This window comes from Nocardia sp. NPDC004123, assembly GCF_053603795.1.
This window is the reverse complement of sequence record NZ_JBSGGG010000003.1, coordinates 352,735-374,743: the sequence shown is the minus strand read 5'-3', so window position 1 is coordinate 374,743 and position 22,009 is coordinate 352,735. Positions and strand designations below refer to the sequence as shown.

Annotated in this window: 20 protein-coding genes; 9 read left to right on the top strand and 11 right to left on the bottom strand. The window is 67.5% G+C overall.

Going from position 1 to position 22,009, the window contains the following annotated elements; translation table 11 throughout:
- The first annotated feature begins 87 nt into the window (after positions 1 to 87).
- The 6 genes from ACWEQQ_RS06025 to ACWEQQ_RS06000 are packed head-to-tail and all read left to right on the top strand — an operon-like array spanning position 88 to position 6,106.
- A complete protein-coding gene (locus tag ACWEQQ_RS06025) occupies positions 88 to 888 on the top strand; it encodes an enoyl-CoA hydratase-related protein (RefSeq protein WP_452340341.1) in 801 nt (266 codons plus the stop codon).
- Positions 885 to 2,048 (top strand): acyl-CoA dehydrogenase family protein, encoded by a 1,164-nt coding sequence (locus tag ACWEQQ_RS06020; RefSeq protein WP_452347379.1) that lies wholly within the window; start codon positions 885 to 887, stop codon positions 2,046 to 2,048. Before ACWEQQ_RS06025 ends, ACWEQQ_RS06020 begins: the two co-directional genes overlap by 4 nt.
- Positions 2,045 to 3,145: an acyl-CoA dehydrogenase family protein gene (locus ACWEQQ_RS06015; protein WP_452347378.1), complete on the top strand. Its 1,101-nt coding sequence runs from the start codon at positions 2,045 to 2,047 to the stop codon at positions 3,143 to 3,145. Before ACWEQQ_RS06020 ends, ACWEQQ_RS06015 begins: the two co-directional genes overlap by 4 nt.
- Positions 3,142 to 4,419 carry a CaiB/BaiF CoA transferase family protein gene (locus ACWEQQ_RS06010; protein ID WP_452347377.1) on the top strand — a complete coding sequence of 426 codons (1,278 nt, stop codon included), beginning with the start codon at positions 3,142 to 3,144 and terminating at the stop codon, positions 4,417 to 4,419. The genes ACWEQQ_RS06015 and ACWEQQ_RS06010 overlap by 4 nt, the downstream gene beginning before the upstream one ends.
- Entirely contained in the window at positions 4,416 to 5,138 is a 723-nt protein-coding gene (locus ACWEQQ_RS06005; RefSeq protein WP_452347376.1) for a GntR family transcriptional regulator, read from the top strand. The genes ACWEQQ_RS06010 and ACWEQQ_RS06005 overlap by 4 nt, the downstream gene beginning before the upstream one ends.
- On the top strand, positions 5,135 to 6,106 hold the full coding sequence (locus ACWEQQ_RS06000) for an alpha/beta hydrolase (RefSeq protein WP_452347375.1): 972 nt from the start codon (positions 5,135 to 5,137) through the stop codon (positions 6,104 to 6,106). Before ACWEQQ_RS06005 ends, ACWEQQ_RS06000 begins: the two co-directional genes overlap by 4 nt.
- Positions 6,107 to 6,178: 72 nt before the next feature.
- Here ACWEQQ_RS06000 and ACWEQQ_RS05995 read toward each other — a convergent pair whose 3' ends face one another.
- From ACWEQQ_RS05995 to ACWEQQ_RS05960, 8 genes are all read right to left on the bottom strand, one after another.
- Positions 6,179 to 7,459 (bottom strand): NAD(P)/FAD-dependent oxidoreductase, encoded by a 1,281-nt coding sequence (locus ACWEQQ_RS05995; protein ID WP_452347374.1) that lies wholly within the window; start codon positions 7,457 to 7,459, stop codon positions 6,179 to 6,181.
- A gap of 3 nt (positions 7,460 to 7,462) precedes the next feature.
- Positions 7,463 to 7,783, bottom strand: a complete 321-nt coding sequence (locus tag ACWEQQ_RS05990) for a 2Fe-2S iron-sulfur cluster-binding protein (RefSeq protein WP_452340348.1) — start codon at positions 7,781 to 7,783, stop codon at positions 7,463 to 7,465.
- 10 nt (positions 7,784 to 7,793) lie between these two features.
- Complete coding sequence (locus tag ACWEQQ_RS05985) at positions 7,794 to 9,023, bottom strand: cytochrome P450 (protein WP_452347373.1); 1,230 nt, start codon at positions 9,021 to 9,023, stop codon at positions 7,794 to 7,796.
- Between the two features lie 32 nt (positions 9,024 to 9,055).
- The gene (locus ACWEQQ_RS05980) at positions 9,056 to 9,961 is read right to left on the bottom strand and encodes an SDR family NAD(P)-dependent oxidoreductase (protein WP_452347372.1); all 906 of its coding nucleotides are present in this window, start codon (positions 9,959 to 9,961) and stop codon (positions 9,056 to 9,058) included.
- 37 nt (positions 9,962 to 9,998) lie between these two features.
- Positions 9,999 to 10,946 carry an SMP-30/gluconolactonase/LRE family protein gene (locus tag ACWEQQ_RS05975; protein ID WP_452347371.1) on the bottom strand — a complete coding sequence of 316 codons (948 nt, stop codon included), beginning with the start codon at positions 10,944 to 10,946 and terminating at the stop codon, positions 9,999 to 10,001.
- A 404-nt stretch (positions 10,947 to 11,350) separates the two neighbouring features.
- Positions 11,351 to 12,088: an ABC transporter ATP-binding protein gene (locus tag ACWEQQ_RS05970; protein ID WP_452347370.1), complete on the bottom strand. Its 738-nt coding sequence runs from the start codon at positions 12,086 to 12,088 to the stop codon at positions 11,351 to 11,353.
- Between the two features lie 3 nt (positions 12,089 to 12,091).
- Positions 12,092 to 14,851: an ABC transporter permease subunit gene (locus ACWEQQ_RS05965; RefSeq protein WP_452347369.1), complete on the bottom strand. Its 2,760-nt coding sequence runs from the start codon at positions 14,849 to 14,851 to the stop codon at positions 12,092 to 12,094.
- 36 nt (positions 14,852 to 14,887) lie between these two features.
- Positions 14,888 to 16,132, bottom strand: a complete 1,245-nt coding sequence (locus ACWEQQ_RS05960) for an ABC transporter substrate-binding protein (RefSeq protein WP_452347368.1) — start codon at positions 16,130 to 16,132, stop codon at positions 14,888 to 14,890.
- A gap of 291 nt (positions 16,133 to 16,423) precedes the next feature.
- On the opposite strand from ACWEQQ_RS05960, the gene ACWEQQ_RS05955 reads away from it, so the two are divergent.
- On the top strand, positions 16,424 to 17,200 hold the full coding sequence (locus ACWEQQ_RS05955) for an IclR family transcriptional regulator (RefSeq protein ID WP_452340355.1): 777 nt from the start codon (positions 16,424 to 16,426) through the stop codon (positions 17,198 to 17,200).
- Positions 17,201 to 17,215: 15 nt separating this feature from the next.
- Here ACWEQQ_RS05955 and ACWEQQ_RS05950 read toward each other — a convergent pair whose 3' ends face one another.
- Entirely contained in the window at positions 17,216 to 17,896 is a 681-nt protein-coding gene (locus ACWEQQ_RS05950; RefSeq protein ID WP_452340356.1) for a helix-turn-helix transcriptional regulator, read from the bottom strand.
- 104 nt (positions 17,897 to 18,000) lie between these two features.
- Here ACWEQQ_RS05950 and ACWEQQ_RS05945 point away from each other — a divergent pair, with 104 nt between their 5' ends.
- Together ACWEQQ_RS05945 and ACWEQQ_RS05940 are read left to right on the top strand one after the other, a co-directional pair.
- Positions 18,001 to 18,348 (top strand): hypothetical protein, encoded by a 348-nt coding sequence (locus tag ACWEQQ_RS05945; protein WP_452340357.1) that lies wholly within the window; start codon positions 18,001 to 18,003, stop codon positions 18,346 to 18,348.
- Positions 18,341 to 19,039 (top strand): Dabb family protein, encoded by a 699-nt coding sequence (locus ACWEQQ_RS05940; RefSeq protein WP_452347367.1) that lies wholly within the window; start codon positions 18,341 to 18,343, stop codon positions 19,037 to 19,039. The genes ACWEQQ_RS05945 and ACWEQQ_RS05940 overlap by 8 nt, the downstream gene beginning before the upstream one ends.
- Here ACWEQQ_RS05940 and ACWEQQ_RS05935 read toward each other — a convergent pair.
- Both ACWEQQ_RS05935 and ACWEQQ_RS05930 read right to left on the bottom strand, forming a co-directional pair.
- On the bottom strand, positions 19,019 to 19,885 hold the full coding sequence (locus ACWEQQ_RS05935; protein ID WP_452347366.1) for an alpha/beta fold hydrolase: 867 nt from the start codon (positions 19,883 to 19,885) through the stop codon (positions 19,019 to 19,021). The genes ACWEQQ_RS05940 and ACWEQQ_RS05935 overlap by 21 nt on opposite strands.
- Positions 19,886 to 19,955: 70 nt before the next feature.
- Positions 19,956 to 21,431, bottom strand: a complete 1,476-nt coding sequence (locus tag ACWEQQ_RS05930; RefSeq protein ID WP_452347365.1) for an FAD-binding protein — start codon at positions 21,429 to 21,431, stop codon at positions 19,956 to 19,958.
- Positions 21,432 to 22,009: the final 578 nt, after the last annotated feature.

The following is a 22,009-nucleotide window of genomic DNA, read 5'->3' as shown; positions in this document are numbered from 1 at the left end:
CCGTCCTTGGCAGACTCGCCGAGCGCGGTCCACATTGTCAATCATTATTGGATTTTATTTTGGATCCAATCTGCTACGGTGGCGCTCATGACGACCGACACACCCGTCGACGCCCCGTCCGAACCGCCGGTCCTTACCGAGTTCGCCGACGGGGTCGCCCAGCTGACCCTCAACAATCCGCGGCGCAAGAATGCGATCAATCTGGAGATGGCCGCGCTCATCGACGAGTTCTGCACTCGCGTTGAAACCGATTCCGGTATCGGGGCCGTGGTGGTGCGCTCGGTCGGCGAGTACTTCTGCAGTGGCGCTGACACCAGGGATCTGGCGGCATCCTCGGCCGATCCGGCCTCACCGGAAGCCGTGCGCCGCACCTCCGCGGTGTACGGCGCGTTTGTCCGGGTGGGTTCGCTGCCGGTTCCCACCATCTCCCGGGTCGTCGGCGGGGCGGTCGGCGCCGGGCTCAACCTCGCCCTGGCCACCGATCTCATGGCCGTCACGCCGGAAGCGCACCTGGACAGCGGCTTCCTCGCTCGCGGAATCCATCCCGGCGGTGGGCATCTCGCGTTGCTCGGCCGTGCGGTCGGCTGGTCGGGAACCATTGCGCTCGCAGCCTGCGGGCAGTCGCTCACCGGCTCCGAAGCCGTCGCGCGAGGGCTGGCCCAACTGGCGGCCGAGGAGCCCGAACTCGATGCCCGTATCGCTGAGCTCACCAAGCCCGCCGCCGCCGACCCCGAACTCACCCGCCGCATCATGAGCAGCGCCCGCCTCGAGCTCGGCCCGCCGGCGGTGAGCTGGGCCTCGGCGCTCGAGATCGAACGCGGAGTGCAGATGTGGTCGATGTCGCGCAAGGGACAGGCGTCGTGGTCGTCGCGGGGTCCGGGCCGATGAGCGAAATCTCAACCGTGCCAGGCACTTCCGAAGCGACATCGGGAATCGACCGGCTGCGCGGGGAAATCCGGGCGTTTCTCCGCTCGGAAATCGACAAAGGCTCCTTCACCCCGGCGCCCGACAACTGGATGAGCGGATTCGACCCCACTTTCAGCGCCGAGCTGGGGCGGCGCGGATGGCTCGGTATGACGATGCCCGAACGCTATGGCGGGCAGGGACGCTCGCTGCTCGAACGTTTCGTCGTCACCGAGGAGCTGCTGGCCCACGGCGCACCGGTCGCCGCGCACTGGATCGCGGACCGGCAGATGGCGCCGGGCATCCTCGCCAATGGCACCGAGGAGCAGAAACGACGCTATCTGCCCGGCATCGCCGCGGGTGAACTGTTCTTCGCGATCGGCATGAGCGAACCCGATGCAGGATCGGATCTGGCCGCGGTGCGAACGAGAGCGGTCGCCGACGCCGACGGATCGTGGACGATCAGCGGGACCAAGGTGTGGACCACCGGCGCGCACGTCGCGCACGCGATGGTGCTGCTGGCCCGCACCGACGGCAGCCCCGGCGACCGTCACACCGGTCTGTCGCAATTCCTGGTCGATCTCGACCACCCCGATATCGAGGTGCGCCCGCTACGCAGCATCGACGGCGGCCGTCATTTCAACGAGGTCGTCTTCCACGACGCCCGCGTCAGCGCGGACGCCCTGCTCGGACGCCGTGGTGCGGGGTGGGCACAGGTGATGAGCGAACTCGCCTACGAACGCTCTGGGCCCGAGCGCTATCTGTCGACGATGCCGCTGCTGCGGGCCTGGGCGGAGAACTTGCGCCATGCCGGAGCCACTCCGCGTCAGCGCACTGTTCTCGGTGAACTCACCGCGCAGGCATGGGCATTGCGGAGGATGTCGCTGGCCGTCACCGCCGAACTGACCGCGGGCCGTAGACCCGATGTGCTCGCGGCGATCGTCAAGGATCTCGGCTCGACCTTCGAAGGCGATGTGGTGGAGGCGATTCGCGCCTGCGCCGACGTGCAGCCCCGCCGCGACGGCGGCGACCCGTTCGCCCGATTGCTGGCCGCCGCCGTCCTGCACATCCCCGCGTTCACCCTGCGCGGCGGAACGAACGAGATCTTGCGCGGAATCGTCGCGCGTGGAATGGGACTGCGATGACTCATCCGAATGCCGAACTGGTCACGGTCGTGACCGAGATGATCGATCGCGTCGGAATCGACACGGCCACTCCGGCTGTCGGCCTCGATCAGGCAGTGTGGGACGCGCTGGCCGAGGCCGGATTCACCGAGATAGGCATCCCCGAAGCACGGGGCGGCAGCGGCGGCACGACAGCCGATGCCCTGTCGGTGGTGCACGCCGCCGCCGAACGGGGATCGAACACCATGCTGATCGAGCACACTGTATTGGCCGGACCGCTGCTGGCCGACTGCGCCGGCACCGCACCGACGGGACCCAGCACCGTGGCGATCGCCGATAAGCGTTGCGGCGTACGCGAAGTCGACGGCGTCCTCGTGCTCGACGGCGTCGTCACCGGCGTCGTGCACGGGCGCGACGCCGCCCGCCTCGTCGTACTGTTCGAGCCCACGGCCGCGGGCGAGCGCGCATCGATCGCGATCGTCGCCACCGACGCCGCAGGGGTCCACGTGCAACCTGGAACCGATCTGCTCGGCGCGGCACTCGACGACTACCGGTTCGACTCGACGCCCGTGGAGCTGTACGTCGAATCACCGTTCGGTGCAGCAGAACTCGAAGAACGCGGCGCTCTGGCCTATGCGGTGGCGATGGCGGCGACCGCCGGCGCCGTGCGCGACCGCACCCTGCGCTACGCCGCCGAACGCATCCAGTTCGGCCGTCCGCTGGCCAAATTCCAGGCCATCCAGCAACGTCTCGCTGGTCTCTCCGCTCGCGCCGCGCTGATGGGCGCCGCAGCCGCTGCCGCTGCCGAGACTGTTGACGGCGCCTCTCTACAACGCCGAGCGGCGATCGCCGCCGCGAAGGTGGTGACCTCGGTATCGGCTCGCGAGGTCGCCGCCGCCGCGCATCAGATCCACGGGGCGATCGGATTCACCGCCGAGCACAGCCTGGGACGATTCACCACCGCCCTGTGGGGTTGGCGAGAGCGCCACGGATCCGAGGAGTACTGGTCCGGTGTGCTTGCCGGTCAGATCCTCGACGAGGGAGCCGACCTGTGGGATGTCGTCGTCGGCGCCGAAAGTCCCGTCGAACACACTGTCGCAGAAGGAAATTCACTATGAGCACCATCTCGCCCGTCCCCGCCGAGACCGGCGACGAGGTGCGCGTCGACGGGCGCGCGGCCTGGCGCGCCGCGGACACCGCCACCGGCAACGGAGTGCTGACCGGCCTGCGCGTGCTGGACCTGAGCCGCGTGCTGGCCGGCCCGTACACCGCTCAGATGCTGGCTGACCAGGGCGCCGAGGTGATCAAGGTGGAGGCACCCGCGGGCGACGAAACCCGAGGGTGGGGACCGCCTTTCGTGGATTCCGGCACCAGTAGCGCCTATTACGGCAGCCTCAACCACAGCAAGGACAACATCTGCCTGGATCTGCGCGCTCCCGAGGGACGCGAGATCCTCGGCCACCTCCTCGACGGCGCCGATGTGGTCATCGAGAACTTCAAGGCGGGCACGATGGCCCGCTGGGGATTCGATTTCGAGACGGTGCTCACCCAGCGGCACCCGAAGCTGATCTATTGCCGCATCACCGGATTCGGAGTCGACGGCCCGATGGGCGGTCTGCCCGGCTACGACGCGGTGCTGCAATCCTTCGGCGGCCTGATGAGCATCAACGGCTACCCCGACGGCAACCCACTGCGTGTGGGCGTGCCGATCGTCGATATCGTCACCGCCAACCTGGCCGTCAACGGCATCCTGCTCGCACTGCTGGAGCGCGACCGCAGCGGAGAAGGGCAGCTGGTCGACATGACGCTGCTGGACGCGGTCATCTCCGTCCTGCATCCGCACGCGGCCAACTGGATCGCCAACGGCACAGTCCCCCAGCGAACGGGCGATTTCCATCCGACCGTGGTCCCCTACCAGGTCTTCCGCGCCGCCGACGGCGACTTCTTCGTCAGTGCGGCCAATGATCGTCAATTCCGTTCGCTGACACAGACTCTCGGGGTCCCCGAGCTCGCCGACGACCCGCGCTTCGCGTCCAACGCGCAGCGATACGCCCACCGGGAGGACCTTGTCGCGCTGCTCGGCGAGCGGATCGCCACCTGGACCCGGGCCGACCTGGCCACCCGCCTGGAAGCGGCCGGTGTCGCGGCCAGCGCGGTGCATACCGTCGACGAAGCCCTGCGGTCCCCGCAGGCACGCCATCGCGACCTGTTCATCGAGAAACCGGACTATCGCGGCGTCGGGGTGCCGATCTCACTGAGCCGCTCGCCCTCCCGGCGGCCGCGCCCCGCGGTGCCACGCGGCGCCGACACCACCGTGGTGCTGGCGGCGATGGGATACCCCGCCGAGCGGATCGCCGACTTGCGTTCGGCTGGTATCTTCGGAGACCCGTGAGCAGCCCAATCGAAAGTGTCACGCAGACGGATCCAGGCCGCGGAGTCGGCCAGGCCGCCGTGCGGGTGGTCGCGGAACTGGAACGGATGATCGTGACCGGCGAATTGTTGCCCGGTCAGCCGATCCGTCAGGTGCTGATGGCCGAACGCCTCGGGGTCAGTCGGCTGCCGATCCGTGAGGCCCTGCGCCATCTGGCCGCGGAAGGCCTGGTGGAGCACGAACACAATGTGGGCTACACGGTGGCGCGGCTGCAGCAGTCGGACTTCGACCAGATCTACCTGATGCGAGCCGTCCTGGAACGCGAGGTGCTGCTGTCGCTTCCGGCGTTTCCCGCCGAGGTCCTCGCCGAGGTCGCCCGCGCCGCCGAACTGGTGGTCGAAGCCGCCCAGCAGGGCGATGTACTCGCGATGCGACTACAGAACCACGCCTTCCATTTCGCGATCTTCGAACGATCCCCGCTGAATCTGGTAGTCGCCGAGATCCGCCGCCTGTGGACGTTGGCGATGCCCTATCACGCCGCCTACCTGTACGACCCGGCCGCGCGCGCTCGCGTCGTGGCCGAACACGACCAGATGATCGAAGCGTTGACCCGCCACGACAACGCGCGGCTCGTCGAATTGATGAACGAGCACCGGCGCGGTGGGGAGACCAGTACCGGGATGATGTTGCGCGCCACGCGTTCCGCAGCCGATCCCGCCGTTCCGAGGAGTGAACCGTGACCGCATCGACCGGATATCAGTCTTACCGCTTCGCGTGGGATCCCGACGTCGCCGTCATCGTGGACAGGGTGCGGGCGGGCACGTCCGGCCCCATGCACGCCATCGGCGTCGAGGCTGCACGCAGCGCCCTGGAATCCATTGTTCGCCCGCCGGGTCCGCAGATGCGTACCGTGCGCGACACCTCCTTCGACGGACCGCACGGCGCCGTTCCGGTCCGCGTCTACCATCCCCTGACCGCCCCGGAAACCGAAGCGCCCGCGCTGGTTTGGTATCACGGCGGCGGGATGATCATGGGCACACTGCAGTCCTTCGACCGGCTCGCTCGCGATGTCGCCGATGCGACCGGGGCGGTGTTGTTCAATGTCGACTACCGTCTCGCGCCCGAACACCGCTTCCCGGTGGCCAACGACGAGGCCTACGCCGCGTTGCGGTGGGTAGTCGACACCACCGCGGACTGGGGCGTCGACCCGGCCCGGATCGGGGTCGGCGGCGACAGCGCGGGAGGCGGGCTGGCAGCGGCGACCGCCTTGCGCAGCCGTGACGAGAGCGGCCCGGCCATCGCCCAGCAGGTGCTGTTCTATCCCGGCGTCGAACGCCGCACCGACCGGCCCTCCATGCGCGAATTCGGCGGCTCGCCGTTCCTCACCGCTGAGGACATCGACTGGATGAAGAGCCTCTATCTGGGCCCGGATCCGGCAGCCGACAACGCGTATGGTGTTCCGGCACTTGCGGATTCCCTGGCCGACCTGCCCCCGGCTGTCATCGCCGTCGGCTACGCCGACCCGATCCGCGACAGTGTCGAGGCATACGGCGATCGCCTACGCGAGGCCGGCGTGCCGACGGTGCAGATGCGCTATCCGGGTGTGGGCCACGGCTTCGCCATGCAGGCTCCCTCGGTTGCCCGTGGTCGGGCGGCGATCGCGGAAGTGGGTGCGGTGGTTTCCGCACGCTTCCGAATGGGGCGCTGATCGGCGACCGATGGTGTTGGAAAACAGTGAAGGCGGGCCATCGGCCCGCCTTCACTGCTTTCGAAACGGTTGCTAGCTCCGCACCGGAGCCAGCAGCTTCTTCAGCGGAACCGTGGCGTCGGCCAGCGCCGCCGGGCCGGGTTGATGGCCACGGCTCAGCGCTGCCCGCAGAACCACGAAATCCGCGGGCGAATTCAGGCATTCGGCGGCGACGAGGGCGTCGTCGGCGAAGTACAGGGCCACCCGACGCTGCGGCCGTTGTGGATCCACCCGGACCAGCATGGACGTGTGCCCGCCGATCAGGCCGACGATCTGCAGCTTCTGATCGCCTTGATCCGACCAGAACCACGGGGCAGCCGGCTGCGGGGAAGGCTCGCCCAGCAGCACCGCGGCGGCCTTGTTCGCCTGCTCGATCGCGTTGTCCACCGATTCGAGCCGGTAGCGGACACCGGACCCGGACACGTGCGTCGCACAGTCGCCGATGGCGAGCGTCCAGCCGTCGGAGGCCAGACACTGTTCGTCGACCACGATCCCGCCGTCGCGTTCCAAACCGAGTTGTTCGGCGAGCTCGGTGCGCGCCTCCGCGCCGATGCCCACCACCACCGTCGCGGCCGGGATCTCCCGGCCGCTCTCGAGTCGCACCGCGTGAACACGGTTGTCGCGGTGCGTGATCGAGACCGGAAGGTCCCCGAGCACGACGTCGGTCGCCATCGCCCGATGGGCGGCGAGCAGGGTGGCGGCCGTGTCCGCACCCACCGCCCGGGCCAGCAGCCGCTCCCCCGCCTCGATCACGGTCACCTCGGCGCCGAGGGCGCGCGCGGTGGCGGCGACCTCCAGACCGACGAACCCGCCACCGATGACGACAACGGGCCCGGCGGGCACCCGTGCGGCGAGTGATCGGGCATCGTCCAGATCACGCAGCACGAGCACATCGCGATGATCGGCGCCGGGCAGCCGCAGCCGCCTCGGCCGTGCCCCGGTGGCCAGCACCAATCGATCGAATCCCCGGATCACCGCGTTGCCCTCGCGGCGGAATCGCATGGCGACACCGTGCGGTATCCGCTCGACGTACTCGACCCGAGCCCCGGTGATCAGCTCTATCTTGTTGTCCCGGTAATGATCCGGTTCCCGCAGCAGCACCGATTCACTGGTGGCCTTGCCCTCGAGCCACGCCTTCGACAGCGGCGGGCGCTGATACGGCAGGTGCGGTTCGTGCGAGATCAGCGTGAGCTCGCCGGTGTAGCCGCCGCCACGCAGGCGATCGGCGAGCTGTACTCCGGCGTGGGAGGCGCCGACCACCACGATGCTGCGCGGCCGCACCGACACTCCCGGCTCGTCTTTGGATGCGCCCATCGTTCAGACCTGCTCGTCGGGGATGATGACGTGCAGGTCGAGTCCGTCCGACAGTGTCAGCTGGCACGACAGCCGGGAATTGTCCTCGCGATCGGAGGCCGTGCAGTCGAGCATCTCGTCCTCGTCCTCGGAGGGCTCCGGGAAGTACCGCAGTTCCGCGGGCTCGAGATACACGTGGCACGTCGCGCACGACAAGGTCCCGCCGCACTGGCCGACGATGCCGTTCACGCCGTTCTTGACTGCCGTGGACATGACCGAATCGCCTGCGGCGCCGTCGACGACCCGCACCGCGCCGTCGGGCTGGGTGTAGAACACTTTGGGCATCGATACGCTCCTACCAGGTCACCGGTAGGTCGACGATCGGCTGGGTGAGGTTGTCCATGTCGACGACCGCCTCGCCGTCGAGGGCCAACCCGGGTAGCCGCTTGAACAGCTCCGCGAGCCCGACCTGCATCTCCATCCGCGCCAGCGGCGCGCCGAGGCAGTGGTGCAGTCCGTAGCTCAGAGTCAGATGCGGATTGTTGCTGCGCGTGATGTCGAACGCGTCGTCACGGTCGAGGGCCACCCCGTCGTGTGCCACCGCCGCGGGGTCGAACAGCACGGCCTCGCCGCGCGCGATCACCTGACCGTCGATCTCCACGTCCTCGGTCGCTACGAACGGCACCATCCCGCCGCCACCGGCGACCTTGTTGCCCAACGCCATTCGACCGTGGCGAAGGACCTCCTCGACCGCGGTGGGCGCGATGGCGTCCGGATCCCGCAGGAATAGCTCGAGCTGGTCGGGATTTCGCAACAGCGAGAGGACGCCGGCGCATATGAAGTTGGCCGTGTTGTCGAAGCCGCCGATGATCAGTACCAGCGCGATCGGAAGGATCTCACCGTCGGTGAGGCTGTCGTCCTTGTCGCGGGCATTGGCCAGATCGCTGAGCAGATCCTCGCGCGGGTTCTTCCGGCGTTCCTCGATCAGCGCCATCATGTACACGACCAGTTCGGTCATGTTGGCGACGGCTTCCTCTTGGGGCATGTTCGCCACCGCGAGCGTCGCGGAACTCCATTTCTGGAACTTCGCCCGGTCCTCCGGCGGCACACCGAGCAGGTTGGCCAGCATCTGGATCGGCAGCGCGACCGCGTAGTCGTGCACCAGGTTCGTCGGTGCGCCCTTGGCGACCATCTCGTCGATGAGATGGTTGGCGAACTCGATCGCCGAATCCCGCATCGCCTTCACCCGTTTGGGCGAAATGGAGCGCTGGACGAGTTTGCGCAGCTTGGTGTGGTGCGGAGGATCCTCGAATTGCAGTGTGGTCCTGAGGAAGTCGGGGAATTCGACGAAGTAGGGCACCACGCGCTCGCCGGTACGGAACGGTTCCCGGACGAAACGCCCGTCGCTCAGCATCTGGCGAGCGGCGGCATTGCGGTGAATGACCCAGACGTCGCCACCGTAGGGCATGGTCATCTTCGTCATCGGCCGCTCGGCGGCGATGGCCCGATACCGGGCGACCGCGTCCTGCGGCGGCACCGGTTCGAAGGGGTAGTCGGTCGGCGTGACCGTATCGGTTGTACTCATCAGCGGAATCCAGTCAGGAGTGCGGGGGCGGATCAGGAGACCGGCATCTGCGCCGGAGCGACGACCTGCGGCGTGGCGTCGGGGGTGATCGCCACGATCTCGTCGATCCGTTCAGCGACGGTTTCGACGGTCAGGCCGGGATCGTGGATGCCCACGGTGTTGACCAGCGCCAGCCGGTTCACGATGCCGCCGGCCACATTGAACACCTCACCGTTGATGTTGCTGCTGGGGTGCAGCAGATAGGCCACCACCGGAGCGATGTGCTCGGGCAGCAGCGAGGTGCGCATGTACTCCATGATCTCCGGGGACAGCGTGTCGGCTGCGGCTTCGGCCATCCGGGTGCCCGCGCCGGGAGCAACCGCGTTCACCTTGATCCCCTTCGCCAGACCTTCGAGTGCGAGGTTGCGGGTCAGGCCGAATACCGCGCCCTTGGAACCGCCGTAGTGCGACATTCCCGGATTGCCCAGCATCGCTTGGGAAATGGTGTTGACGATGCTCGGCGCTTCGGCCTTCGTCAGGTGCGGCCACGCCGCCCGACACACACGCAACGTGCCGAAGTAGTGCACATCGAGATGGCGTTGGTACTCCTCGTCGGGCACCTCGTCGAACGGCGCGGTGCGCACGATGCCGGCGTTGTTCACCACGCTGGTCAGCCCTCCGTAGTGGGAGACCGCCGTCTCGACGAGGGCGCGAGCGCCGTCCTCGGTGGCGACGTCGGCGGCGCAGGCGACCGCTTTGCCACCGGCGGCGGTGATCTCGGCGACCACCTGCGCGGCGGGATCGTCACCGTCCACGCCGGAACCGTCGATGCGTGCGCCGAGATCGCCGACCACGACCGAGGCGCCACGAGCGGCGAGCAGCAGCGCGTACGCCCGGCCGATGCCCCGGCCCGCGCCGGTCACGATAACGATGCGGTCGCTGAAATCCAGTGTTGCCATTGTCTTTTCCTCGAGCTCTGTGAATTCGGTGGGCGGGTCAGGGGCGGGTGTCGCCGCCGTGCTGCGGCACATCCGCCACCCAGATGCCGCCAAGCGCTTCCCGGGCGGACTTCTCGAAGTCGAAGACCTCGAAGCCGGCGGTCAGGTAGAGGGTGCTGCGGTCGTCGCCGCCGAGCAGGCAGGCGGAGGCAATGCCGTTCTCCAGGGGCAGCGGAACCGCGTCGGTGATGCCCTCCTCGGTGAAGCGCACGACAAAGCCGCCGCCCGGCAGGGCCGCCCACACGCCACCTTCGGCGTCGAGGCCGATCCCGTCCGGCATGAAGGGGCAGGCGGCGAATTGCCGAGGATTGGACAGCGCGCCGTCGGCGGCGCGATCCATCACGGTGATCTTGTATGCCATCACCTCGGCGGTGTAGACCCGGGTGCCGTCGGCGCTGATGGCGATTCCGTTGGCGCACAGCAGCGGACCGACCTTCTCCGGGGTCCCGACGGTGCCGTCCGGCTCCACCACGATCAACGGTGACGGCGTGGGTTCCTCGCCCTTGAACAGGTCGAAACCGAGCTGTGTGATGTAGGCACGGCCGTCGGCATCGACCACCATGTCATTGGCGGCTGCGGGGCAGTGCGCAGAGATGTCGGCGTACACCGACAGGTCCTCGGGTCCCGCTCCGCCGTGGATCAGCACCAGCTTCTCGTGCATCGATACCACGATCAGCCGACCATCGGGCAGCCAGCCGAATCCGCCCAGCACGATCGGGACGTCGGTGTCGGCGGCCCGGGCGTTGGCGTCGATGACGACGGTGGCGTTGCCGTCCGCGTCCAGAGTCTTCAGCGTTCCGGTGTACATGTCCGAGAACCAGAAGGTGCCCTCGTGCCATCGCGGGCACTCCGGCCAGGAATATCCGGTCGAGATCCTGCGAGCCTCGTGGGTCGGGGCTTTGGCCGCGGCCACGGCCGTGGCGACGATGTCGACGGGATTGGTCATGATGGGCCCTCCAGCAACGGTGATAGGGACGGAAAGTCGGTGTGACCGTGGCGATTTCGATGCCGCGGCACACACCTGCCACGGCTACCGGCGGATGCGACGGCGATGGCTTGCCAGGTCCGGTGCACCGAGTTCACGGCGGTGAACTGCGTCACAGGTGCATGGCATGTCAGGACGATAGGTTTCCGCGATCCGCGTCAGCCGACGCTCTCCCATTGAGCGGGAGAGCTCCATGAGGGCGTTCCGCCGACCACGTCGTAATCGCTCCCGGGACGTCGAATCGGCGCGGCGCCGAGCTGCCGTGACCATGCCAAGGCCCTCGATCCCGGCCACAGGATCGAGGGCTGTCTACGACGGATTCACAACGTCGCCCGATATATGTTGGGCGGCAATGTCGTTAGCGTTCAGGACACGGATTCGGCCGCTTCCTCGGCGACCGCTCCGAGGTACGCCCGCTCGATCCGTTGCGGATCTTCCCGCAGCACGGCCGCCGTATCGGAATCGGCGACCGTCCCGTGCACAAGAATCGTGCCATGGTCGGCGACACCCAATGCCAGCTGCACGTGCTGTTCGACCAACAGCACGCTCATGCCCGCGTCGGCGAGAGTGCGCAGCACCGCGAGGATCTCGGCCACGATAACCGGGGCGAGACCCATGCTCAGCTCGTCGATGAGCAATACCTTGGGCCGCTGCAGGATCGCGCGTCCGATGGCCAACATCTGCTGTTCGCCGCCGGATAATCGACCGGCGTCGACCGACAGCCGCTTCTCCAACGCCGGAAAGTACTCGAGAACCTCGGCGACCGCGGAACCTCGCCGACCTCGCTCGGTGACCGCGAGCAGCAGATTCTGCCGAGTACTCAACTGCCGGAACAGCGCCCGGTCATCAGGGACCAGCACCATCCCGGCGCGCACGGCGACCCGGGGACTACCGCCGACGAGATCGCGCCCGTCGAGGCGGACTTCACCACCCGCCCGCGGCAGTAGTCCGGCCAGAGTCGTCAGCAGGGTGGTCTTGCCCGCGCCGTTCGGCCCCAGCAGACATGTGATCTCTCCGGCGTGCAGGTTCAGATCCACGCCGCGCAAGCACGGTCGCTGCTCCAGATAGCCCGCGCTGAGATCGCGACATTCCAAGACGGTCATGGCTCATGCCTCCTGGCTGGTGAGTTCGCCGGTCCGCGGGTCGGCCGCAGTGTCGGCCGCCGCGTTCGCGGGACCGCCGAGGTAGGCCCGCAATACCTCCGGGTGCGTCCGGATCGACTCCGGTGGGCCGCTGGCGATGACCCTGCCCAGGTCGAGCACGATCACCCGGTCACAGATGGTGAGCACCAACTCCATATCGTGATCCACCAGCAGGATGGCCGTGCCCTCGTCGCGAACAGAGCGCAATCTCTGCCCGAGCCAACGGCTTTCGTTGCTGTCGAGACCGGCGGCCGGTTCGTCGAGAAGCGCCACGGTCGGCACTGCCGCCAGCACGCGCGCCATCGAGACCAGCTGTCGCTGCCCCTGTGACAGCGAGGCGGCGGTGACGTCTGCCATACCGCTCAGCCCCAGCACCGACAGGACCCGTGAAACACGCTGGGAAACAGGCAGTTTCGACTGCGACCTGGAGGCGCCGACCTGGACGTTCTCCGCGACGGTGAGGTCGTCGTAGAGTTCCACGTCCTGGAAGCTGCGGCCCAGACCCGATCGGCTGCGCCGATGCGGCGGGGTTCCGGAGATCGCGGCACCATTCAGGGTGATCGCACCGCCTGCCGAGGCGAAGCCGGTGACCGCGTCGATCAGGGTGGTCTTGCCCGCACCGTTCGGCCCGATCAGACCGACGATCTCACCGGGGAACACTTCGAAGGTGACATCCGATACCGCGGCCACCGCGCCGTAGGAGACGCTCACTCCCTCGACCGACAGCAGCGGGGTGTCCGGGTGGCGGTGCGGCGGAGCTTCCACCACCGCCTCGCCGGGCGGGATGCGTTCCGCGCGCCGGAGTTCGGGCCACCGGATGCGCGGCAACTTGTCGGCGATGCCGTCCGGGTTGGTCATCACGGTGACGATGAGCAACACGCCGCTGAGTACCGCGTAGTAGTCACCAATGTGCAGGAAGCGATCGACCAGCAGGTACACCACGCCGCCCGGAGCCATGACACCGGCGAGGATCGCGCCGGTGATCGAGGTGACACCCGCGATGTACATGACCGCGAACAATCCGATCCCCGCGAAGACCGTGAACGGCTCCGGCGTGGCCAGCCGTTGCTGGTATCCGAGCAGCGCGCCCGCCAGTCCCGCGATGAACGCGCCGATCGCGAAGGTGATCAGCTTGGTGCGCGCGACATCGATTCCCGCGGCCGCCGCCGACCGCTCATTGGCCCGGACGGCGAGCATGTCGGTGCCGAGGCCGCTGCGCCGCAGCCACGCCACGGCCAGCCCGGCCAGGGTGAGAACGAGAAGACAGAGCAGCCCGAACGCGATCCGCGGATACGCATGTCCCACACCGATTCCGAGGTCGACTCCGAACAGCCGTGGCGTATCGATCGTCGCGCCGGCGACGCCTCCATTGAGCCCGGGATTTCGGAACCAGAACGCCTCCACGAACATCGCCAGGGCCAGGGTCACCACTGTGAGCGGCAGGCCGCGTACCCGCAGCGCGGGCACCCCGACCACCACGCCCACCATGGTCGCGAACAACGCGGACAGGATCGGTGCGAACGGAAACCCTATTCCCAGATGCTGATTCACTACGCTCAACGCGTACGCCGAGACGCCTGCCAAGGTGAGCTGGGCGAGCGAGATCTGGCCCGCGTACCCGGTGACCACCACCTGCGACAGGGCCAGCACCCCGAAGATGATGCTGCTGACGACGGCCGCACGATAGCTGCCCGAGGTCGCCGTCAACGCCACCACGGCCCCGACCAGGGCGAGCCCCGCGGGAATCACGATGTGGTCGGGTCTCGGTGCGCGGCCGAGCGATTTACGCACCACGCTGCCGCGGTCGGGCAACGGCTGTCCCTTCACGACCAGGAAGCCCAGAATGAGGAGTAGCGAAATCCCTTCGGCGGTACCGGAATCCGGCATCCAGCTGTAGAGTCCGCGCAAGTTCGTGGCCTCGGCCTGCAGTGCTCCGATCGCGATGCCCGCCGCGACGGTCAGCCAGATCGATCGGAAGTTGCCGACCAGGGTGGCCGCCAGCGCGGGCACGATGAACATCGAGTAGGCGACGGGATTGAGCGCCACCAGCGGCGCGATGAGGATGCCGCCCAGGCCCGCGACCACCGAGGACAGCGCCCAGTTGCTGAAGGCGATCCGGTCCGGTGACAGCCCGGTCAGGTATGCGCCCTTCTCCGACTCTGCTGCTGCTTCGGTCGCGACACCGAAGCGGGTGAAGCGGAAGACGACCGTGGCGACGATGGCGATGCCGAGGATCGACACCGCGAGCCAGATCCGGTCGGTGGGCACGGTCCGGCTTCCGATGTGGAAGGTGTTGAGCGCGAAGATGGGCCGGACCGCGACCAGCCCGGTGCCGACCCGCTGAGCGATCATCGCCTGGATCACGATCATCAACCCGATCGACGCGACCGCCTTCGCCACCACTGAGGCTGTGCGCATCGGGCGGAACACCAGCGCGTAGCAGAGCACTCCGAGGACGGCGGCGAAGGCCAGTGAGATCGCCATGGCCGGGAGGAGGCCCAGCGGCCCACCGAGATGGATCGATTTGGGCAGTCCCGGTATCGGAACCAGCAGCTCTCCCTTGCGGAGCAGGGCATAGGTGTAGGCGGTGTACAGCGCGACCGTGCCGGTCGCGAAGTTCACCACACCCGAGCTCTTGAACGTCATCACGAGCGCGAGCCCGATCGCCGCGTACACCGCCCCGTTTCCGAGGCCGAGTACGAGGTAGGAAAGATGGTCTGTCATGGCGGTCTCTCTGGTCGAATCTCCTTGTCGCCTGGGTTATCCGGTCACTTCGAGGTTGACGGGGACGCCCTTGTCGTTGAGCGTGCCGATCAGCATCTGACGCGAGCAGATCGAGGGCATCTGCGGCACGGCCGTGCCGTCGCAGGTGAAGGTGACCCCGCCTCCGGCGGGCATCTCGACGTTCTTGGCGGCCTTCAGCACCTGAGCGATCCCCGCCGCATCGGCTTGGCCCTGCAGGTTCTTGGCGGCTCCCGCCAGAGCCATGACGAGCTGGTAGCCCGATGACGCAGCGCCGGTGACATTCGCGTCCGGGGCGTACTTCTGCAGCACCGAGCGGTAGAGCACCGAATCCGGCCGGTCCGACAGGTAGTCGGTCGCGGTGATACCGATGCTGCCCTTGACCGCGTCCATACCGATGATGTTCGTGACGGAGGGATCCAGACAGGTCGGGATGTAGACCTTCTGCACATTCGGATCTGCGGTCAATACGGCCTTGTACACCGAGGCGCACGTACCGGCATCGGCCATGACGCTGATCCCGTCCGGCTTCGACGACAAGCCCGAGGTGACGAGCGGGGTCGGGTCCGGTACGCCCAGCGCGATCGGCACGACCTGGAACGCAACACCGAAGCCCTGGAAGATCGGAGCCCCCATCGCCTTGATCATGGCGCCGATCCCTCCGCCGTCACTGGCGAAGAGCGTGAACGACTTCATGTTCTGTTTCTTGGCCGCCGCAGCCATGGCGGTCAGCGTTCCGGGCAGACCGGCCGACAGCGACGAGGACTGCGGTGAGGTCAGCTCATCCGCCGACACGCCGTTCAGGGTGATGTACGGGATTGCCGCCCCGGCGACGATCGGGACGATCGCCGGCCCCTGCGAGGTTCCCGGTGACAGCACGGCCGCGACCTTCTGCTCCACCAATTCGTTGGCACACTTGGTCGCCGAGGTCGGCTCCTCCTGCTGTTTGCAGACCACGAGGTCGATCGGATGACCGGCGAGGCCGCCACCGTTCTTGTTCACGTACTCGGCCGCCGCCTGAGCACCCTCGCGCATCTCCGGAATCGAGACGACGGCGCCGCCCTCGGTGGAGATGAATCCGATCTTCACCGGTGCCCCGGCGGCGGGGTTGTCCGGTAGCGCGGTGGTGGACGCGCCTGCCACCGCGCTGTTGTTCGATCCGTTGTCACTGCTGCACGCGGTGACCCCCAGTGCCCCCAGCAGGGCCAAAGCGCTGATTCCGGCTAGTGCGCGCCGGTGGCGAGCATGTCCGCCAAGTTTCATGATCCGAACTCTCCTTACTGACGAGGAGAGGCCGCGCCTAGTGTTCCCCGGCATACCGGACTCCTCGCATGACGTGCATCACAGTCGATGACAGCGGCGATTATGTGCGGATCGAAGACGGGGTCGCCGATGGCGATTCCCGTCCACCGGGAAGGGCGGCGAGAATTTCCGCCCGCGCCCCGGGTCGAGGCAACCTACGTGATCCACTTCACGAATCGAGGTCGATGTGCCACTATTTTCAAATTGAAATAGCGACGTCAGTGCGTTGCCGTCGTCAGCGAGGAGCACAGCATGACCATGACACAGGAGATCCCTCCGGCCGAGGTGAACACTCCCAGCAACATCCTCGACCGAATGACTCTCGTCCTCGACGCCTTCGACGGGCATGAGAGCCTCGGGTTGACGGAGATCGTGAACCGAACCGGGCTTCCCAGCTCATCCGCGCATCGGATGCTCGACCGCCTGGTCCGCCTGCGCTGGCTGCACCGCGAAGGCCGCAGCTACAGCCTCGGCATCCGACTGGTCGAACTCGGCTCGCTGGCCGTCCATCAGGATCGGGTGCACGCGGCCGCCCGCGAACACCTGCACCATCTCTATCGCGCCACCGGAATGGTGGTGCACCTCGCGGTCCTCGACGGCGACGACGTGGTGTACCTGGACAAGATCGGCGGGCGGCTGGCGCCGCAGGTGCCGACGCGGATCGGTGGCCGACTGCCCGCCGCGCGCACGGCCCTGGGCAAGGCGCTGCTGGCATACCGGGATCACGACGAACCCGGCGGCGAGCTGATCCGGGAACTCGGATACGCAGTCGAGCGCAGTGGAACGCCGAGCGGCTTCGGATGCATCGCGGCTCCGATCGGAGAGGTAGGCGAGGCCAACACCGCGGTATCGATCTGCGGTCCCCGCACTCACATGAGTTTCGACAGCCGTCTGACGACGCCGGTCCAGCTCACCGCCGCCGCCATCGTGCGCAGCCTCAACATCGGCCGATTCGTCACCCCGACCCTGCAGCGCCGAAACATCCTGCGGGCGTTGCCGACCGCACCCTCCGTGCTCGCAGAGGGCTGAGCCACCCCGGCCGGTCTAGTCGGGCCGACTCCCCGGTTCGGGACCCTGATCACCGACGTCACGCCAGCTGCCCGGATGACGCGGCACCGGCATCCCCTCCGAGTCGGTGACCACCGCCGCGCGATAGTGCTCCGCCGCGGCGTCGATATCGGCCAGCAGCTGTTCGGCGAGCTCGATCTCGGCTTCGAAGTAGCGCTGCGACCACCGCAGGCTCATCTGGGTGAAAGCCCACCCCGGCTCCGGATCCGACCGATCGGCGTGTCCGCCGGCCTGCCGCGCACGCTCGCGCAGGTTCTCGATGTGGGCGCGCACGATACGTTTCAGCTGATCCGGCTCGTGCAGGTGTCCCATCCAAAGCCGAAGCATCACACCGTGTTTGAGCATCGGCGTCTCCACCTCGGCGTCGGCCGACCACTTCCGCAGTGCCGCCACGCCCTCCGGGGTGATGCGGTAGCGCCGGCGATTGCGCACCCCCGCGTCCGCGACAACCCGGGAACTCACCAGCGACAGGTCTTCGAGCTTCTTGAGTTCGCTGTAGATCTGGCTGACCGAGGGGCTCCAGTAGAAGAAGCCGATGCTCCAGTCGGCCCACTTCCGCAGCTCGTTGCCGGTCAATTCCTCACCGAAGGACAGCATGCCCAGCACGGCCCAGCTGGTGGCCGGAAGGTTCGGAAACGAATCGCCGTCGGTACCCATGATCGCCGAGCTTACAAGGCCTTTCGGGCCTTCCCTCCAGGGTTGATCCCGGCTGACGGGAACGTGGTCATCGACCCGGCTCCGCCCCAATTACGTTGATCAACATGAGCGACAGCACCATCTACATCATCGACCGGATAGTGCTCAAACCAGGCGATGCCCGCGCGTTCATCGACGCCTATCTGAGCGAGTACGCGCCCGGTGCGCGTGCGCGAGGGCTGACGCTGGATCGGGTCCTGGTCAGTCCGCCGGTCTGGATCGACGGGGAGAGCAATGTCGTCACCGCGACCTGGACCGTCGCGGGTCCGCGGCGGTGGTGGGAGGCGGCGGTGAAGGGCCGCCATGATCCGGCGCACGCACGATGGTGGGAGTCCGTTTCCCCCATGATCGTCGAGCGCACCCGGTCCATGGCCACCGACGCCGACGCCGTCGAAGGGCTGTGCAATGTATAAGGTCACCCGATTGCTGCACCTTATCCACGCCGACGACGAAGTGGCCGTCGCGGCGGTGCTTCGCGAGGTCACCGCGGCGGCCGAATCGGCCGGAGCCCGTCACAGCCTCGTCGCGCGCACGCTGCCCGGCGCGCGTAACGGCGGCGATATCGTCGCCCACTTCCAGTTCGAATCGGAATCGGAATGGTCGAGCCAGCAGGCGACCATCGACGCCGTGACCCGCGGACCGGCCATCGATCGAGTCGACTCCGTCGAGTATGTCGGCGGATCCGCCGCTCAGGGGCGCGCGGGCCGCCGCCCATCGGCGAATCCGCCCGCGCTCTACCGCACATTGCTGCTGCGCGTAGAGGATTCGGCGGCGCAGTCGGAGGTGGATCGGTTCGAGCACGCGATGCTCCAGATTCCCGAGCACGTCTCCGGCATCCGGGCCTGGCAGCTGAGCCGGGTCGCCCACGCCACCGGCGCGACGGGATGGACCCACGTGTGGGAACAGGAGTTCACCGATGTGGACGCGTTGCTCGGACCCTACATGAATCACCCGATCCACTGGGGTCATGTCGACCGCTGGTTCGATCCCGAGTGCCCCGAGCAGATCGTGAAAGACCGGGTGTGCCACAGCTTTTGCGCGATGTCGGCGCCGGTCCTCATGGACGCGGCGCCGACGGCGCTCTCAGCGGCGCAGGAACGCTAGGACGGCGTCCTCCCACGCCTGTTTCTGCTCGATCATCACCCAGTGACCGCAGTTGGGGAAGATGTGGACTTCCCCATTCGGCAGCATGCGCAGCGGAATCAATGCCATGTCGACGGGACTCACGCGATCATCGCGCCCCCAGGTGACCAGGGTCGGCACCGTGAGCCGACGCAGATTGGCCCACCCGGGCGTGGTGTCGGCCGACCGCATGGATTCGGCCATCCGCGCCAGGGCGGCGGCGCCGTACATGCGGCGTGAGTTCTCCAGGGTCGCGGGATCGGTGGCCTGTTCCCACCGCTCCCGCACCAGTTCCTCGGTCACCAGCGCGGGATCGAACACCATCGATCGCAGCCAGGCGGTGAGCGCCTCCTTGCTGGGATTGTCCACGAACTCGCTGAGCCGGATGATGCCCTCGCCGGGCTGCGGGCTGAACAGCGACGTTCCGATGCCACCGATGGTGACCAATCGTTCCACCCGCTCGGGGGCGGCGAGGGCGAAGTCCGTCGCCACAAAGCCGCCCATCGAGTTGCCGATGATCCGGACCCGGTCCAGACCCAGCCCATCGAGAAACGCCGTCACCGCAGCCTGCGCGGAGACCATCGGATGTGGTGCGTCGAAATCGTCGCTGACACCGAACCCCGGCAACTCGAGCACGAGGGTCCGGAAGTGCCGCGCAAAAGTCGGCAGATTACCGCCGAAGTTACGCCAGCCGGTCACGCCGGGGCCGGAGCCGTGCAGGAGCAGCAACGGCGGCCCGTCGCCACTTTCGCGGTAGCGCAGCACACCTCGCTCGCTCGGGAGTTCGCGAAGTTCGGGGATCGCTGGGGTGTCGACGGCTGTAGTCATACCGCGAGCCTGGCACCACTGTGGCGGGCATCGGATCAGGTTTCCCGTTCAACGGCACAACACCCGCCGATCACCGTGCGTCCGTGGGCTTTCCAACCTGAAAAGCCGCATGCCGCCCGGCTCTCCGGCCGAAATACGAGCCCGCGCCCAATTGCGTGCCGCTCGCGTATCCCTTGCCGTCCTGCGCGAGTGTCGACGCACACGCACCCGCGGCGTACAGTCCCGCGACGATCGAACCGTCCGCACGCCGCACCTGGCCGTCGACGTTCGTCCGCAGGCCGCCCAAGGTGAACCCCGCATAGGAGGCTGCCCCGAGCGACAGGTCGAAGGCGGCCCATGGACCCTGATTTTGCGCCTCGAGATTCTCGGGCTGCTTGTGGAATCGAGGATCGGCCCCGGCCGCGGCGTGCGTGTTGTAGTCGTCGAGTGTCCGCCGCAGGTTTCCCTCCGGGATCTTCAGCGCCGCTTCCATCTCGGCGATCGAATCCCATCCGTCGATGAAGGGCACGAGTTGGAAGTCCCGTTTCTCCAGATGCGCTTGGTCCAGGATCAGATAAGCCTTCGCGTCCGGCTGTTCCAACACGAACCCTGCCGTGCGCGCGTGATAGGAGTCTTCGGCGACGAAACGCTGCCCGTGGGCATTGACGATGATGCCGGTGAGGTGGCGCGCGGGCGGGTAGATCGGCGCGGTGACGAAGCACTGGTCCATCTGCTCGGTCGCCGCTCCCACCGACATGCCGAGCCGGATGCCCAGCCCGTCGTCGAATGACGACCCGAGCGGATAGGGTTTCGCGGCCAGGTGGGGAACGAACTGCCGCACCATCTCCGAATTCATGACGAATCCCCCGGCCGCGAGGACGACCGCGCTCGCCCGAACGGCCCCGGTCTCACCGAAGCGCTTCCACCGAACGCCGACCACGGTCCCGGTCTCGTCGCAGATCAGCTGCCGCGCCGCAGTCTCGTACTGAACGGTGACGCCGAGCCGGGCGAGACGCTCGATGAGCAGGTTTGTCACCAACGCCGCTCCCCCGGTATCGCCGGAGACCGGCACCTTGTGACCACGCGGCGCCGGAGTCGCCAAATCCCGGTAGGGCCAAACCTTTTCGTTGCCGGTGTACATCAGGCCTTGTGTCCCGGGCTGGATCACGGCCTTGTCCGGGTAGTAGCTGCGCTCGAACCGGAACCCAAGGCCCTCCAGCCAGTCGAAATGCTCGACGCTGTCGACGCAGTAGTCGTGGATCTTGGCGAGATCGGGCTGCCGGGAGACGGCGATCAAGTACTTCTCCATCTCCTGCTCGCTGTCGGCGTGGCCGGTGGCGAGCTGCACCGCGGTGCCCCCGCCGAGATAGAAGTGCCCGCCCGCCATCGCCGAGGTACCGCCCCCGACGGCGGCCCGCTCCAGCACCAGTACCTCGGCCCCGCCGGTCGCCGCCTCGGCCGCCGCACACCCGCCGGCGACACCCAGCCCCACGACGACCACGTCGACGTTCGCCGACCACTCCTCGACCTCCGACACCGACACAACTTCGGGAATCTCTGCGCTCATGTCGCAACCCTCACCGCAGTGTGCCGGACCGGTGTAGCTGATTCCCGCGCAACGGGATTCCGCCCGCGCGAGAAGCGAACAGCCCATCGCAGCCGTGCCGACGGGTGCCCCTCAAAGCGGGTCTACGGCGAATTCCACTGCCGTGTCGAGGAAGTGGGCACACCGACTCCGCTTCCCTGCAAAGGACTGGCGAAGAAAAGGACGGCATTCACGCGAGACTCGAGCCCTTGGGGAATCGCCGCCGTGGCGGTCTGCCCGCCCCAAAAGCGGGCAGACCGCCACTACCTGATGAACAGCCGGCCCCCGAAGAGTCAGCCACCTGCGATGAGAGCAGGTCGTCGACCACTCCCCCTGGAGATTAGTAGAACGCGAAGGAGCCTCGGCAATTCGATACTATCTCGTGCTAGTTTCTATCGGCGGATAGTGCCACGATTGCCGCCATCACGGTCGGCTATAGGCCCATTCCGGCGGTGAGGATGGGCCCGGGATGCCTCGGCGGGCCGCTGCACCAGGATCTGGAGACCCCGGCCCTTCGCCGCCGAGACCGACGCCGTGCGAGATGACGGTTGTCGGCTCGT